At 41.0% G+C, this 13,878-nt stretch carries 17 protein-coding genes; 14 read left to right on the top strand and 3 right to left on the bottom strand.

The genetic code is table 11. From position 1 onward, the window contains the following. Nucleotides 1–166: 166 nt before the first annotated feature. Nucleotides 167–799, bottom strand: coding sequence for a PAQR family membrane homeostasis protein TrhA (trhA, locus tag HCK02_RS01040; RefSeq protein ID WP_167628261.1), 633 nt, complete (start codon nucleotides 797–799; stop codon nucleotides 167–169). A gap of 128 nt (nucleotides 800–927) precedes the next feature. On the opposite strand from trhA, the gene HCK02_RS01035 reads away from it, so the two are divergent. The 11 genes from HCK02_RS01035 to HCK02_RS00985 all read left to right on the top strand — a co-directional run bounded on the left by HCK02_RS01035 (nucleotide 928) and on the right by HCK02_RS00985 (nucleotide 9,024). After that, on the top strand, nucleotides 928–1,770 hold the full coding sequence (locus HCK02_RS01035; protein WP_167628259.1) for a DegV family protein: 843 nt from the start codon (nucleotides 928–930) through the stop codon (nucleotides 1,768–1,770). A 17-nt stretch (nucleotides 1,771–1,787) separates the two neighbouring features. Further along, nucleotides 1,788–2,594 carry an SGNH/GDSL hydrolase family protein gene (locus HCK02_RS01030; protein WP_167628257.1) on the top strand — a complete coding sequence of 269 codons (807 nt, stop codon included), beginning with the start codon at nucleotides 1,788–1,790 and terminating at the stop codon, nucleotides 2,592–2,594. An 11-nt stretch (nucleotides 2,595–2,605) separates the two neighbouring features. Then, nucleotides 2,606–3,232, top strand: coding sequence for a YpmS family protein (locus tag HCK02_RS01025; RefSeq protein ID WP_167628255.1), 627 nt, complete (start codon nucleotides 2,606–2,608; stop codon nucleotides 3,230–3,232). 21 nt (nucleotides 3,233–3,253) lie between these two features. Further along, complete coding sequence (gene msrA / locus HCK02_RS01020) at nucleotides 3,254–3,787, top strand: peptide-methionine (S)-S-oxide reductase MsrA (RefSeq protein WP_167628253.1); 534 nt, start codon at nucleotides 3,254–3,256, stop codon at nucleotides 3,785–3,787. A gap of 5 nt (nucleotides 3,788–3,792) precedes the next feature. Then, the gene (gene msrB, locus HCK02_RS01015) at nucleotides 3,793–4,230 is read left to right on the top strand and encodes a peptide-methionine (R)-S-oxide reductase MsrB (RefSeq protein WP_167628251.1); all 438 of its coding nucleotides are present in this window, start codon (nucleotides 3,793–3,795) and stop codon (nucleotides 4,228–4,230) included. A gap of 57 nt (nucleotides 4,231–4,287) precedes the next feature. After that, nucleotides 4,288–5,184: a Gfo/Idh/MocA family protein gene (locus HCK02_RS01010; protein ID WP_167628249.1), complete on the top strand. Its 897-nt coding sequence runs from the start codon at nucleotides 4,288–4,290 to the stop codon at nucleotides 5,182–5,184. 68 nt (nucleotides 5,185–5,252) lie between these two features. Next, complete coding sequence (locus tag HCK02_RS01005) at nucleotides 5,253–5,483, top strand: YozE family protein (RefSeq protein ID WP_167628247.1); 231 nt, start codon at nucleotides 5,253–5,255, stop codon at nucleotides 5,481–5,483. A gap of 22 nt (nucleotides 5,484–5,505) precedes the next feature. Next, on the top strand, nucleotides 5,506–6,204 hold the full coding sequence (gene deoD / locus HCK02_RS01000) for a purine-nucleoside phosphorylase (protein WP_167628245.1): 699 nt from the start codon (nucleotides 5,506–5,508) through the stop codon (nucleotides 6,202–6,204). 32 nt (nucleotides 6,205–6,236) lie between these two features. After that, on the top strand, nucleotides 6,237–7,058 hold the full coding sequence (locus HCK02_RS00995; protein WP_167628244.1) for a M15 family metallopeptidase: 822 nt from the start codon (nucleotides 6,237–6,239) through the stop codon (nucleotides 7,056–7,058). A gap of 72 nt (nucleotides 7,059–7,130) precedes the next feature. Continuing rightward, a complete protein-coding gene (locus tag HCK02_RS00990) occupies nucleotides 7,131–7,394 on the top strand; it encodes a metal-sensitive transcriptional regulator (RefSeq protein WP_167628243.1) in 264 nt (87 codons plus the stop codon). Between the two features lie 133 nt (nucleotides 7,395–7,527). Continuing rightward, the gene (locus HCK02_RS00985) at nucleotides 7,528–9,024 is read left to right on the top strand and encodes a lmo1851 family serine protease (RefSeq protein WP_167628242.1); all 1,497 of its coding nucleotides are present in this window, start codon (nucleotides 7,528–7,530) and stop codon (nucleotides 9,022–9,024) included. A gap of 35 nt (nucleotides 9,025–9,059) precedes the next feature. On the opposite strand, the gene HCK02_RS00980 is transcribed toward HCK02_RS00985, so the two are convergent. Beyond that, on the bottom strand, nucleotides 9,060–10,406 hold the full coding sequence (locus tag HCK02_RS00980) for an MATE family efflux transporter (protein WP_167628240.1): 1,347 nt from the start codon (nucleotides 10,404–10,406) through the stop codon (nucleotides 9,060–9,062). A gap of 147 nt (nucleotides 10,407–10,553) precedes the next feature. On the opposite strand from HCK02_RS00980, the gene HCK02_RS00975 reads away from it, so the two are divergent. The 3 genes from HCK02_RS00975 (at nucleotide 10,554) to HCK02_RS00965 (ending at nucleotide 13,280) form a co-directional block, all read left to right on the top strand. Beyond that, the gene (locus HCK02_RS00975) at nucleotides 10,554–11,846 is read left to right on the top strand and encodes an NCS2 family permease (protein ID WP_167628238.1); all 1,293 of its coding nucleotides are present in this window, start codon (nucleotides 10,554–10,556) and stop codon (nucleotides 11,844–11,846) included. Nucleotides 11,847–11,910: 64 nt separating this feature from the next. After that, a complete protein-coding gene (gene lspA / locus HCK02_RS00970) occupies nucleotides 11,911–12,369 on the top strand; it encodes a signal peptidase II (protein WP_167628236.1) in 459 nt (152 codons plus the stop codon). Between the two features lie 5 nt (nucleotides 12,370–12,374). Next, nucleotides 12,375–13,280, top strand: coding sequence for an RluA family pseudouridine synthase (locus tag HCK02_RS00965; RefSeq protein WP_167628234.1), 906 nt, complete (start codon nucleotides 12,375–12,377; stop codon nucleotides 13,278–13,280). Here HCK02_RS00965 and HCK02_RS00960 read toward each other — a convergent pair. Continuing rightward, nucleotides 13,222–13,476, bottom strand: a complete 255-nt coding sequence (locus HCK02_RS00960; RefSeq protein ID WP_167628232.1) for a hypothetical protein — start codon at nucleotides 13,474–13,476, stop codon at nucleotides 13,222–13,224. The genes HCK02_RS00965 and HCK02_RS00960 overlap by 59 nt on opposite strands. Nucleotides 13,477–13,878: the final 402 nt, after the last annotated feature.

Here is a 13,878-nt window from a genome sequence, read left to right as displayed (position 1 = left end):
TTCATGGAAATAGGTTACACGGAAATTATATAGTATGACACATTTAAAATCAAGTCTTAAATGTGTCATACTATTAAAAATGGTATGGTTGTTGGGATGAAGGGGATTAAAGAGGAAAGTTGAATTGGTCTATACAAAAAAAGCCAGGAAAGAATCCTGGCTTTTGTTAAACATAAAATAAAATGCAGAAATACATGAAGGTTGTCCCCATGATGACGAATAAGTGCCAAATGGCGTGCATGTAGGGGATTTTCGGAAAACTGTAAAGCAAAGCACCGATCGTAAACATGATTCCTCCTGTAAGGAGTAGGAAAAACCCGGATGGACTAAGTCCTGCGTAGAGTGGCTTAATGCCAAGGAGTACTAGCCAGCCCATGATCACGTAGACGATAGTAGATAAAATCCGCCACTTTTCTAGGAAAAAGATTTTGTAAAGAATGCCCAAAATTGCGATTCCCCAAATGACACCGAAAAGCGTCCAGCCAAGCGGGCCTTTTAAAGTGATGAGCGCAAAAGGGGTGTAAGAGCCAGCGATTAGTAAATATATCGAGGCATGGTCTAGGATGTTAAAAAAACGGCGTACTTTTGAGGGCTTAAAACTGTGAAGAAGCGTTGAACATAAATAAAGGAGCATGAGCGAAATTCCATAAATTAAAAAGCTCGTTAAGTACAAAGGATCATTTTTAGAAACGCTGTAAAGAATTAAAAAAATAAACGCTGGGATACTCAGTAAAAAGCCAATCCCATGCGTGATCGAATTTGCAAGTTCTTCTTTGAAGCGGTAAACACTTGGATTCATTTTATCACCTGATTCGTTAAAGTTACTTTCATGATACGCTAAAAGGAAAAGAAAGGAAAGAAATTTCTTATCTTTCTAGCGGCGAAACTGTTATAATAGAGGGTATCAAATAAATTGGATGTGACCAAATGACTAAAAAAATTAAAATTATTACGGATTCAACGGCTTGTCTTTCAAAAGAAGAAGCAGAAAAGTTTGGAATCGAAGTACTTCCGCTTTCTGTAGAAGTAGACGGAAAGACATATGATCCCTTAAATGAGCTAACACCTGAAACTTTTATGGAGCTGATGCGTGACTCGAAACAATTACCAAAATCCTCACAACCACCACTTGGACGATTTGCCGAGCTGTATGAAAAGTATATTGCGGAAGGTTATGAAGTGCTTTCGATTCATTTAACTGAAAAATTGAGTGGAACTGTGAATACAGCAAGGCAAGCAGCTGAAATGACGACAGGAACAGTGGAAGTCGTTGATACGAATTTTATTGCACGTGGTCAAGCTTTTCAAGTGCTTGAAGCAGCAAAAATGGCACAATCTGGTAGTCACTCTATGACTGAAATCAAACAACGTATGGAAGAAATTCGCTCGAAAACGAAGCTTTATATCGTTGTTGTTACACTTGAAAACTTGATTAAAGGCGGACGAGTTGGACGCGTTCAAGGTCTTCTAGGAAGCTTATTAAATATTAAATTGATTGCGGAATTAAAAGAAGGACAACTGGAAGAAACGGCGAAAGTAAGAAGTAACAAGAAAATTTTGAACTACTTGCTCGAACTTGTTGGAGCTGAGAAAAGAAAAATTGTGGCACTGGACGTCGAACAAGCAAATGGCTTACAAATGGCCGAGGCTTTTCAAGAAGCCGCCAAAAAATTGCTTGGCATGTCCTCGATCCCGATTTTCGATGCCGATCCTGTTGTAGCGACACATGCTGGTAACGGCGCTTTTGCTGTTATGTACTACACGGAATAAAGTGAGGATACAGAAAGATGAAGAAAAAAAGATTACTTGTTTTACTAGTTGCCGTTCTGATTCTTCTAGCTATCATTTTTGGTGGGTTATGGTTAAAAGACTATCTGGATCAAAAAAAAGAAGAAGAAAAAACGCCGATTTCACTTGTTGCAATGGGGGACTCGCTCACAGAAGGTGACGGTGATGAAAAAAAAGCTGGCGGCTATGTTGGCATTTTAGACAAATCACTTGCTAAGCACCAAGAAGTAAGAAGTGTCGCAACGACCAACTACGGTGTTTCTGGAAATAGAAGTGACCAGCTGTTAAAACGCTTGAAAACAGAACCTGAATTTCAAAAAGCCGTCCAAAAAGCAAATGTTATTACGATTACAATCGGTGGAAACGATGTGATGAAAGTTCTTCAATCGAAACTACTGGATGTCAAAGTTTCTGATTTTACGAAAGCACAGAAAAACTTCCAAAAAAATTTGACGGAAGTCTTCACATTAATTCGAAAAAATAACCCGAATGCTCCGATATTCCTCGTGGGGATTTATAATCCATATACGACTTACTTTAGTCAAATCAAGCAGTTTGATGAAGTGATCTCGAACTGGAATGAGAGTTCACGAGCCTTTATTAACGAGCAAAAAAATGCTTACTTTGTTCCGATTGCACAGCTGATTGAAAATCGCGATACAAAAAATCGAGATAAACCTAATCCGCTTCTTTCGGACGATTATTTCCATCCGAATCATACAGGGTATGAAAAAATCGCGCATAAGCTTGATGAAACGATTATAAAAGAGCTAGATGCGGGAAAGATTCCTAAAAAGAAAGAGTAAGGTGAATTCGTTTGGCGGAACAACAAACAAGAAGTGGTGAAAAACAAGAATTAAAACGGAAAATTAATTTTTGGAAATGGGTTTGTCTAGCATTGTTCTTGATAATTGCAGGCTTTTTTGGTTGGATTTATCTATCTATTTTCGTGCTTAATCCAACAGAAGAACCAACGCCTGCAATTAAAAGCAACCACAAAAATGTGGAATTTTCAACGAGTACTTCAAAAGCAGATTTAAATAAGCTGATTCAAACCTATATTGATGATTTTAGTGACGATGAAGATATTGGTTATGATGTCTATGTAGCGAACAATGTGATTTTTAAGGCAGAAGCTAAGATTTTTGATGAGCCGATTCAAATGAAATTAATATTTTCTCCATCGGTTAAGAAAAATGGCGATGTCGTTTTGAAATTAAAAGACATGGCGGTTGGCGCTTTACCGCTTCCGGTTTCTTATGTGATGAGTTTTGTGAATAAAACCTATAAATTTCCAAAGTGGGTTACGGTCATTCCCAAAAAGCAAGAAATTTATCTAGATTTAAATAAATTGAAGCTAAAAGGTGACACCAAAGTCCGTGCCGATGCACTTAATTTGAAGAAAGACGACATTTCGTTTACACTTTTAGTACCCGTTAATTAAACGGAGACAGGGGTGACGTAAATGACTGATAAAAAATTAGAAAAAGCAACTTTTGCAGGAGGCTGTTTTTGGTGTATGGTAAAGCCATTTGACACGCAGCCTGGTATTTTGAAAGTGGTTTCCGGCTACACGGGAGGAACAACAGAAAATCCAACTTATGAAGAAGTTTGCCGTGGAAATACAGGCCACGCGGAAGCGGTGGAAATCACATTCGATCCTAAAGTGTTTCCGTACGAAAAATTAGTTCAAGTTTACTTCGAGCAAACGGATCCGACCGATCCAAATGGACAATTTGTAGATCGTGGTAGTTCTTACCGACCAGCAATTTTCTATCATAATGAAGAACAAAAACAAATCGCTGAACAAGCGGTCAAAGATTTGGATGCGAGTGGCCGTTTTAAAAAGCCAATCGTGACGGAAGTGGTTCCTGCGAGCACTTTTTATCCAGCAGAAGATTATCATCAAGATTTTTATAAAAAAGAAAAAATGCATTATGAAGGCTATCGTCGCGGTTCTGGAAGAGATCAATTTATCCAAAATCACTGGGAAGGATGAGGACAATGGATCAAAAAACAAAAGCAGAACGTTTACAAGAACTTTCAGATTTGGAATACAAGGTGACGCAAGAAAACGCGACAGAAACGCCATTTCAAAATAAATATTTTGATAATGCGAAGCCAGGGATTTATGTGGATGTTGTTTCTGGAAAGCCACTTTTTTCTTCCGCGGATCAATATGATGCTGGGTGTGGTTGGCCTAGTTTCACAAAGCCGATTGATGAGGCTGAGATTCTAGAAAAATTTGATGATAGCCATGGCATGCGGCGAACGGAAGTGCGTTCTAAAAATGCTGATTCCCATCTTGGCCATGTTTTTCCAGATGGACCAAGTGACAAAGGCGGGCTTCGTTATTGCATCAATTCAGCAGCACTTCGATTTATTCCAGCAGAAGATCTTGAAACAGAAGGATACGGCAAGTATCGTGTACTCTTTTCATAAAAATGGATAGGCTCTTTGGATATGTCCGAAGAGCCTTTTTGAAGGAGGAAATTTAAAATGAAAGTAGCTATTGTTGGTCTTGGTGGTATTGCCCAAAAAGCTTATTTACCGGTTTTTGCAGAAATGGAAGAGATTGAGGTCCATCTTTACACGCGGAATCCTGAGAAACTGGAACATCTAAAAAAGAAATATCGTTTTAAAGAAACGCATGCTTCGATTGAGTCTGTGATTGAAGCAGGTGTTCAAGCAGTTTTTATACATAGTTCAACACAAAGCCATGCGGAGATGGTAAAATCCGTTATTGAAGCTGGAATTGCGGTCTATGTGGATAAGCCAATTTCTGATCAAATTGAGGAAACTCGGGAGCTCACCGCACTTGCAGAACGCTTGCAGGTTCCTCTCATGACTGGTTTTAACCGTCGTTTTGCTCCCTATTATCAAGAGCTAAAACAGCTTGAAAATGTCAACATGATCTTGATGCAGAAAAATAGAGCGGATAGTATGAGCGAACCACGTACTTTTATTTATGACGATTTTATTCATGTAGTGGATACGGTTCGTTTCTTACTAGGTGGGAAGGTAGAGGCTTTTCAAATTTTCCCTGTTTTTCGTGAGGGATTGTTAGAAAGCTTAACGGTACAATTTAGTGGGAATGAAAAAGTGGCAACGGCGATTATGAACCGAAATAGCGGTGTGAGTGAAGAAAAAGTAGAAGTACTCACAAGTACCGGTAAATATACAGTATCGAATTTGCAAGAGCTTGAAGTTGGAACTGGGATTGTAAAACGTTTGGAACGGTTCCCAGATTGGGAAAAGACGCTTTATAAACGTGGCTTTATCCAGATCGTAAATGCATTTTTAGAAGCGGTGAAAAATGGTCAGAAATTGCCGATTGCAGAACAAGATGCGCTTTCCACTCACGAACTCTGTGAAGAAATTTTAAACGCGTTATAAAGCATGGCTTTACGTTTTTTAAAAAATCCTCTATAGTAAGAACAGGAAAAACAAGTTGGAGGAGAATTATGGGACGGACTTTTTATCATTTTTTAATGACGTATCGTGATCCGGAAAAACGCGATCCTAAAACGCAATTTGCTAATGCAGCCTATAAAGATCATAGTTTTCCAAAACAAGCGAAAAGTTATCATGTACTGAGTGACTATTTAGAACTAAATGCGTCATATTTGAATGGAATGGCGTTATTTGATGAATTATATGATGAATATTTACTAAGCGAAGAAAAAAATCGTTAAAATAATGGAGGGATTTGATTTCATGAGTGTACATATTGCAGCAGGACCTGGAGAAATTGCTGAAACAATTTTACTTCCAGGGGATCCGCTTCGGGCTAAATATATTGCTGAAACTTTTTTTGAAGCGCCCGTTTTATTTAACGAGGTTCGCGGCATGCTTGGCTATACGGGAACCTATAAAGGGAAGCGTGTTTCTGTTATGGGAACGGGGATGGGAATTCCTTCGATTTCGATTTATGTGAATGAACTTATTCAAAGCTATGATGTGAAAAATTTAATTCGTGTGGGGACGATGGGCGCGCTACAAAAAGATGTAAAAGTGCGTGATGTTGTGATTGCTCAAGCGGCTTCAACGGATTCAAAGATCAATCAAAATACCTTTCCAGGTGTTGATTTCGCCCCAGTGGCCGACTTCGATTTGCTAAAAAAAGCGCATGAGGCGGGAACGAGAAAGGGGCTTTCGCTAAAAGTTGGGAATGTTTTTTCTTCGGATCGTTTTTATAATGATGAACTGGATAAAAAGCAGCTGGCAAATTATGGTGTGCTCGGTGTTGAAATGGAAGCAGCGGCGCTTTATATGCTTGCTCAAAAATACGGGCGGCATGCGCTTGCTATTCTGACAGTTAGCGATCACATTTTAACAGGGGAAGAAACAACAGCGCTTGAGCGACAAACCACTTTTGGTGATATGATAGAAGTGGCACTTGAAGCAGCATTATAAGTTTTCAAAATGGAAAGGCATGAGGTTTGAAGATGAAGAAGATAATTTCAATTGCATTTGCCATTGCGCTTTCAGTGGTTCAAACAGTGCAAGATGATGGAAGTCATCAAGCAAATTCGAATGAATCGCAAAAATCGACTACTAGTGAAGTTGAAGTAGCTAAATTAAAGAAAGACCCGCTCTATCCGTTTATTTCTAAGCAAAATAAGCTTGTAGAACGAGACGGCACAGCGTACATTGAAAACGAAGCTAATTTACTTATTTTAGCGAATAAAGATTATTTGATGCAGTCAACGTATATCCCGAGCGATCTCGTTCGTCCTAATGTGGAATTTTCTTTTGGAAATGCAGACATTGAAAAAGCGAAAATGAGAAAAGCAGCAGGGGATGCACTCGAAGCAATGTTTAAGGGAGCAAAGGATGCTGGATACGAGCTTTACGCGGTTTCAGGTTATCGCTCCTACAGTCGACAAGAAGAAGTTTACGAAGCTGAGGTAAGTGCGAAAGGGAAGGAAAAAGCTGGCGAGGCGGTTGCGGTTCCTGGGACGAGTGAACACCAAACGGGGCTTGCAATGGACATGTCGTCGAAAAGTGCGGACTTGGCATTATCAGCTGCATTTGGTGAAACAGCGGAAGGCACTTGGGCAAAGGAAAATGCCCATAAGTACGGCTTTATTTTGCGCTATCCAGCTGGAAAAGAAAAGATTACGAAGTATGAATATGAAGCTTGGCATTTCCGTTATGTCGGGAAAGAAGCAGCTACGATTATTTATAAAAATAATTGGACGCTCGAAGAATTTTTTGAACATGTGAAGCTTTTAGATGACAAGTTGAAAAAAGCCGAAAAAGCATAACTAGGACTGTCTTTTCGAGAGAAAAGACAGTTTTTTAGTGAATACTGCGGGTTCTTGTGAGGAGTTGGAAAAATGGATGCAAGTGAGAAAAAAGCACTCGTCAATCGCTTGCGGCGAGCCGAGGGACAGGTTCGCGGTTTAGCGCAGATGATCGAAACGGAGCGTCCTGCAAAGGAAATTTTGACACAACTTGCTGCAGCACGTGAGGCTCTTAAAAAAGTCGGATTTGCCGTTTTGGAAGAGGAAATGCGAAATTTTGAGTCGGTAGAACAAGGAGAAAAGTGTGTGCGTGCGGACGAGCTTATGGCACTCGTTCGGCAAATTACGAAAGGATAGCTGGAGCCGGTTTGAAGATTCTCATTGAATTCTCATGAAAAAGGATACCATTCGGCTCCAAAAACTGTTAAAATGATAGAGTTAAAGTGATTTTAAATGATCTTTGGACCTAGATAGAAAGTGGTGAATGTGGATGGATCAAAACCCACAAAATGGTGAGGAACAACAAGACAAAGAAAAAGAAGAGACGGGCAAGAAACAAGTAAATAGCAAATACGTCCGAATGCGCTTATTTCCGTTCATCATGCTTCTTTTTGGCTTTGTGTTTGTGACGGCTCTTGTCACGACGATTGTGATGTCACTTGGTGATGATAAACAAGTAAAAGTTTCCATTCCAGAACGGAAGGAATTTACAAAACTTTATAATGCTTATGATGCTATCAAGAAAAATTATTATAAGAAGACAGACTCGGCGAATTTAGCGGAAGGGGCCATTAGTGGAATGATCGCTTCACTTGATGATCCTTACTCTGCTTTCATGACGAAAAAAGAATCCGAAGAATTTGATGACACGATCAGTTCAAGCTTTGAAGGAATCGGGGCTGAAATTGGTGAAGAAGATGGACACATTATTGTCGTTTCGCCAATTAAAAATTCGCCAGCTGAAAAAGCTGGAATGAAGCCACGTGACCGGATCACAGAAGTCGATGGCAAGTCGATTAAAGGACAGACGACGAGCCAAGCGATTAAAAAAATCCGCGGTGAAAAAGGGACGACGGTTACACTCACCGTTGAACGTGATGGTGTAGAAAAACCGATGGAATTTAAATTAACTCGTGCTGAAATCCCAGTTGAGACGGTCTATAAAGAAATGGGCAGTGATAAAATTGCGCATGTGACTATCAGTACCTTCTCAGAAAAAACTGGCGAAGAATTCCTGAAAGCCCTGAAAGAGCTGGATAAAAATGGCATGAAAGGACTTGTCGTGGACTTGCGTGGAAATCCAGGTGGTTTACTTGACCAAGCGATCTCGATTTCTAACATGTTTGTTCCAGACGGCAAAGTGATCGTCCAAGAAGAAGAACGAAATGGAGACAAGTCAGCAGCTACAGCCGATAGTTCGGTGAATGATGATTACAAAGTGAAAGTGCCAACGACGATGCTCATTGATGATGGGAGTGCTAGCGCCTCTGAAATTTTAGCGGCAGCAGCTAGCGAATCCGGAAATGTCAAGCTTGTTGGAACGAAATCGTTTGGTAAGGGAACTGTTCAAACGGCACAAACGCTTGATGATGGTTCAACGCTTAAACTAACGGTTGCTAAATGGCTAACACCTGATGGAACTTGGATCAATAAGAAAGGTCTTACTCCAGATAAAGTGATCAGCATGCCAGATTATGCCACTCTAACGGTCCCTTCGAGTGATGCTAAACTGAAGGAAGGCGATTTTGGCGATCAAGTCAAAGTTGTTGAAAAACTCCTTCGAGCGCTCGACTATAATGTTGGGAAAGTGGACGGACTGTACGATAGTGAAACGGCTTATGCGGTTCAGCGTTTCCAAAGTGCAAATGGACTGGAACCAACTGGTGTAATGACCGGAAAAACAACGGATAAATTGATTGAACAAATTCGTAAGCAGCTGAAAGAAAATGATCCACAACTAAATGCTGCAAAAGAAATGGTGAAATAAAAAAATCCCTTTGGACACTAGTCCAAAGGGATTTTTTAAGAAACACGCAGTTTTTTCTCGGTATAGCGAACACGGATAGAGAGAATAAAAGCGGCAGAGAAAAGTCCCGTACTTAGACCAATCCAAAATCCGTAAGCTCCGAGTGCACTATAAGATAAGAAAATTCCAACAGGAAGCCCGACGATCCAGTACGAGATAAACGCGACAATGGACGTGATCGCCACATCTTTATAGCCACGAAGTGCGCCAAGTACAGGCGAGAGGACTGCATCGGCGAACTGGAACAAAATGGCATAAAGGAGAAAATGCGTAATTAAGAGAATCAAATCATGCTCATTCGAATAAAAACCTGCCACTTGTTCCCTGAAAAAGAAGAGCAAAGTTCCATTTAATGTGCCAATGGAAATTGCCGTGATCATCCCAATATGCCGGTAAGTTTTGGCTCCTTCAATACGCCTTGCGCCCGTTTCAAAACCTACAAGAATCGTGAGCGAACTTGCAATGCTAAGCGGGAAAGCATAGAGGAGTGTACTGACACTATTTGCTGACTGATGAGCCGCGATAATGTCCGTTCCGAAGCGACTCATCAAAATCGTGACGGCAGAAAAAATCCCGGTTTCAAATAAAATCGTTAGCCCGTTCGGAATACCGATCGTAAGGATTTCTTTGATTTTTTGGAAGGAAGCAGCGGCTGGCTTGCTGAAAATTTGAAAGTGACGAATTTTTCGGTGCGTTTCAATGAGTAGAATCGATACGATTAAAACAAGCCAATAGGTGATGCCTGTTGCATAACCACTCCCAGCGCCTCCAAGTTCGGGGAATCCAAAATTCCCAAAGATAAGAAGATAATTTAGTAAAATGTTCACGGGGACAGTGGTGAGCGTGATCACCATACTAACGCGCGTCAAACCAAGAGAATCAATAAAAGAACGCAATACAGCTGACAGAAAAAAGGCTGGAAGACCGATTGAAATCCCGGTTAAAAAATGCCTTGCCGTTGCTGCAACCTCTGCATTTAAGTGCATATGCGTTAAAAGAAGTGGAACTAAAAAGAGATTGACGAGTATCAAAATGACCGCAATCGTTAAGGCCACATAAATTCCGTTATGTACGGTCGCTTTTACTTTTTTATCTTGGTTAGCGCCAATCAGTTGCGAAATGATCGGTGTAATCGCCATGAGAAATCCCGTCAAACTCGCGTTAATAGGCGACCAAAGCGAGCTTCCGATCGCAACGCCGGCAAGCGCTGTACTTGAATAATGCCCGCTCATGGTTGTATCGAAGAAAGTCATGGAAAAAAGAGCTAACTGCGTGATAACAATGGGAAAAAAGATGATAAAAAATTGCTTCCATTTCTCGAAATAACTGCTTGCTTGTTGCATGAATTTCCCTCCTAACGCAAGAATTATAGCATAGAAAGACGAGTTTGGGGCAATTTACTTTTCACTATTTTTCTGCTATAATGGGAAGCCGTGACAAGGCGTATCCTTGTGGGTTGGGAGAGGGACAATTTCATATAGAGGTTATTCATGAAGAAACAACTCGATCGAATTTTTGGACTGACGGAAGAAAAAGCTTCGATCAAGCAAGAGCTTTTGGCAGGCGTCATCGGCTTTTTTACAGTCGTTTACATTATCGCTGTTAATAGCTCCATTTTAAAGGAAGCTGGCATGAACTATGAAGGCGTGGCGCTTGCGACCATTTTGGTTTCTGCGCTTGGCTGTCTTTTAATGGGTTTTTGGGCAAATTTGCCACTGATTTTAATGCCCGGCATGGGGATCAATGCGCTTTTCACTTATAGTCTCGTTCAAGGTGCTGGCTTGTCGTTTGAACAAGCTTTGGCCGTTGTCTGCGTGTCTGGTGTGCTATTTATCCTACTCGCCTTTACGCCGCTTGCTCGGATGCTGAATGAGGCGATTCCGCTCATTTTAAAGCAAGCGATCACAGTTGGACTCGGGCTATTTCTTATTTTTCTTGGACTTGAAAAAGGAAAAGTCATTGTCCGCGGATCGCACGCTATCTTGGAACTTGGGGCACTAAATGACAAGTTTGTCCTCGCGACGCTTGTTACGCTTCTTGTGACGATGATTCTTGTTATCCGCAAAGTTCCTGGTGCGTTTTTAATAAGTTTATTGCTCGGAACAGGGATCGGCTATTTATTTGGCGTTAGTGGCAAGTTTACAGGCGCTGTTTCGCTAAGCTTTGAACCGTTGAAAAAAGTTTTCATGCAAATGGATTTTAGCGGGATTGCGGATGTAGCGTTTTGGAGCGGTGTATTTTCACTCACGATGGTCGTTGTGTTTGAGACGGTAGGCCTGACATTTGGTCAAACCCGTCAACTCGGGCACGAAGAACGACTGGGAAAGGTGCTTCAGACAAGTTCTGTCATGGTTTTCCTTTCCGGAATTTGTGGGACAAGCCCGACAGTGTCTGCGCTTGAAAGCGGATCGATGTCTGCTAGTGGCGCAAAAACAGGACTGGCATCTGTTACAACGGGATTGTTATTTTTATCTGCTTTTTTCTTGATGCCATTTCTGGCGATCATCCCGGGAAGCGCAGTTGCACCGATTTTGATCGTGATCGGCATGTCAATGGTGCAAGAAGTCCGCGAAATGAAGTTTGAAAACGAAGCCGATATTTTTGCCTCGCTTTTAATCGTTGTTTTCATTCCGTTTACGTATAGCATTGCAGATGGAATTGCGGTCGGCTTCATCGCTTATCCTATTTTAAATGCGTTTGTGAAGCGCAAAGAAAAAGTATCACGCATCTTGTATGTGATTGCAGCTTTATTTTTACTGCAGTTTATCATACAATGGATATAACACTACTTGAAAGGCTGCCCGAATCAAGCGGAGCAGCCTTTCTTTTGAAAAGAGGGACACATTTATGTATTATTATTTGATCACACTTCTTGTTCTTGTTTTAGACCAAGCAACAAAGTGGGTCGTGATTTCGCAGATGGAAATTGGCGAAAAAATCACAGTGATACCAGGATTTTTATATTGGCTCAGTTACCGGAACAATGGTGCCGCATGGAGCATTTTAGAAGGCAAAATGTGGTTGTTTTATATTATTACCATTGTAGTCTCTGTTGCGATCATTTATATTATGGCAAAATATGCAAAAGGTAAGCCGCTTTTTTCCATTAGTTTAGCACTTATTTTAGGCGGAGCACTGGGGAATTTTATCGACCGAATTCTGCATAAAGAAGTGGTGGATTTTGTTTCAACTGTTTGGGGAAATTATCATTTTCCAATTTTCAATTTAGCAGATGCAGCCCTTTCCATTGGTGTTGTTTTGATGCTGATTTATATTGTTTTAGATGACCGGAAAACGAAAGGGTAAATCGAATGACTAAAAAAAACGTGCAAGTTGAAGAAAATTTAAACGGGGAACGCTTGGACAAGGCACTTTCAACTTTGACAGGCGAAAGCCGTTCGCTCGTTCAAATGTTGATAAAAAAACAAGCGGTTCTTGTGAATGGCGAAAAAACGAAAGCAAATTACAAGGTGAAAACGGGCGACGAGCTGAGCTATGAAATCGAGGAGCCAGAAGAACTTTCAGTTACGCCCGAAAATATTCCGCTTGATATTTACTATGAAGATGCGGACGTGCTCGTTGTGAATAAACCGCAAGGCATGGTTGTGCACCCGTCAGCTGGTCACAGCACGGGAACGCTTGTCAATGCACTACTTTACCACTGTACAGACCTTTCGGGAATTAATGGCGTTATCCGTCCCGGCATCGTGCACCGGATTGATAAAGATACGTCTGGCTTGTTGATGGTTGCGAAAAATGACGCGGCGCATGAATCACTTTCTGAACAATTAAAAGCCAAAACGAGTGACCGGATTTATCTTGCGCTCGTTCACGGTGATATCAAACACCAAAAAGGAACGATTGAAGCGCCAATTGGTCGAGCAAAAGAAGACCGCAAGAAAATGGCTGTTGTAGCAGACGGAAAGGAAGCACGCACTCATTTTGAAGTGCTCGAACGCTTTGGCGATTACACCCTTGTGAAGTGTGAGCTCGACACGGGGCGGACGCACCAAATTCGGGTTCACATGAAGTATATCGGACATCCGCTTGCAGGCGACCCGAAATATGGACCTAAAAATACACTTGCAGGAAACGGACAGTTTCTGCACGCAAGCGAATTAGGCTTCCTTCACCCAAGAACGGGGGAGGCTTTGCATTTTAAAGCCCCGCTACCGGAAAACTTTGAGGCGGCCTTAAAGCAGCTACGCGAAAAATAAAACCAAATAAAAAACCATTCTTTTCCTCATTAAAAGAATGGTTTTTATGCTTCATTTGGTACAAAGCATCTTTTTTAGTTTTCGTTGCGCGCGTTCGTAAATCAAGTGACGCGTAGGGACTGCGCTTTATTTCTGGATTAAGGAATCCTTCGCGAACCTGTTTCTCACGCCTTTTTTTGGCAGTCGATTTCGACATCAGCCATTCCTCCTTTTCTAAAACAATATCTGGATGATAACACGATGCACTGAATTTAGCAATGAAGGAAGGGGAAAATCATGAAAATCTGGATGATTGGTTCTGTTGTAAGTGGAAAAACGACTCTTGCAAGAAAATGGCAGAAAGAGCTTGGAATTCCGTATTTTGAAGATGAAACAGAACTTGCCCCCTTTTAGAGCATCTAAAAGACTCGCTTTCGAAAAAAATGACGGAAAAGGATTGACAGCCACTTCATTTTCAGGTAAGCTTAATTCAATTGAAAAGATCCTTTAAATGTAGTCCAGAGAGGCTGAAAAGGTATACGCTCATTTTGGAGAATGTTCTCCATTTTAATTCGTGAGATACGTCTATATCCTTTGCCGCTGTGGCAAAGGTTTTTTG

Origin of the sequence: Listeria valentina (assembly GCF_011800755.1) — a bacterium.
Lineage (GTDB): Bacteria > Bacillota > Bacilli > Lactobacillales > Listeriaceae > Listeria > Listeria valentina.
The sequence above is the reverse complement of the archived record's forward strand: the minus strand, read 5'-3'. Positions and strand labels throughout refer to the sequence as shown.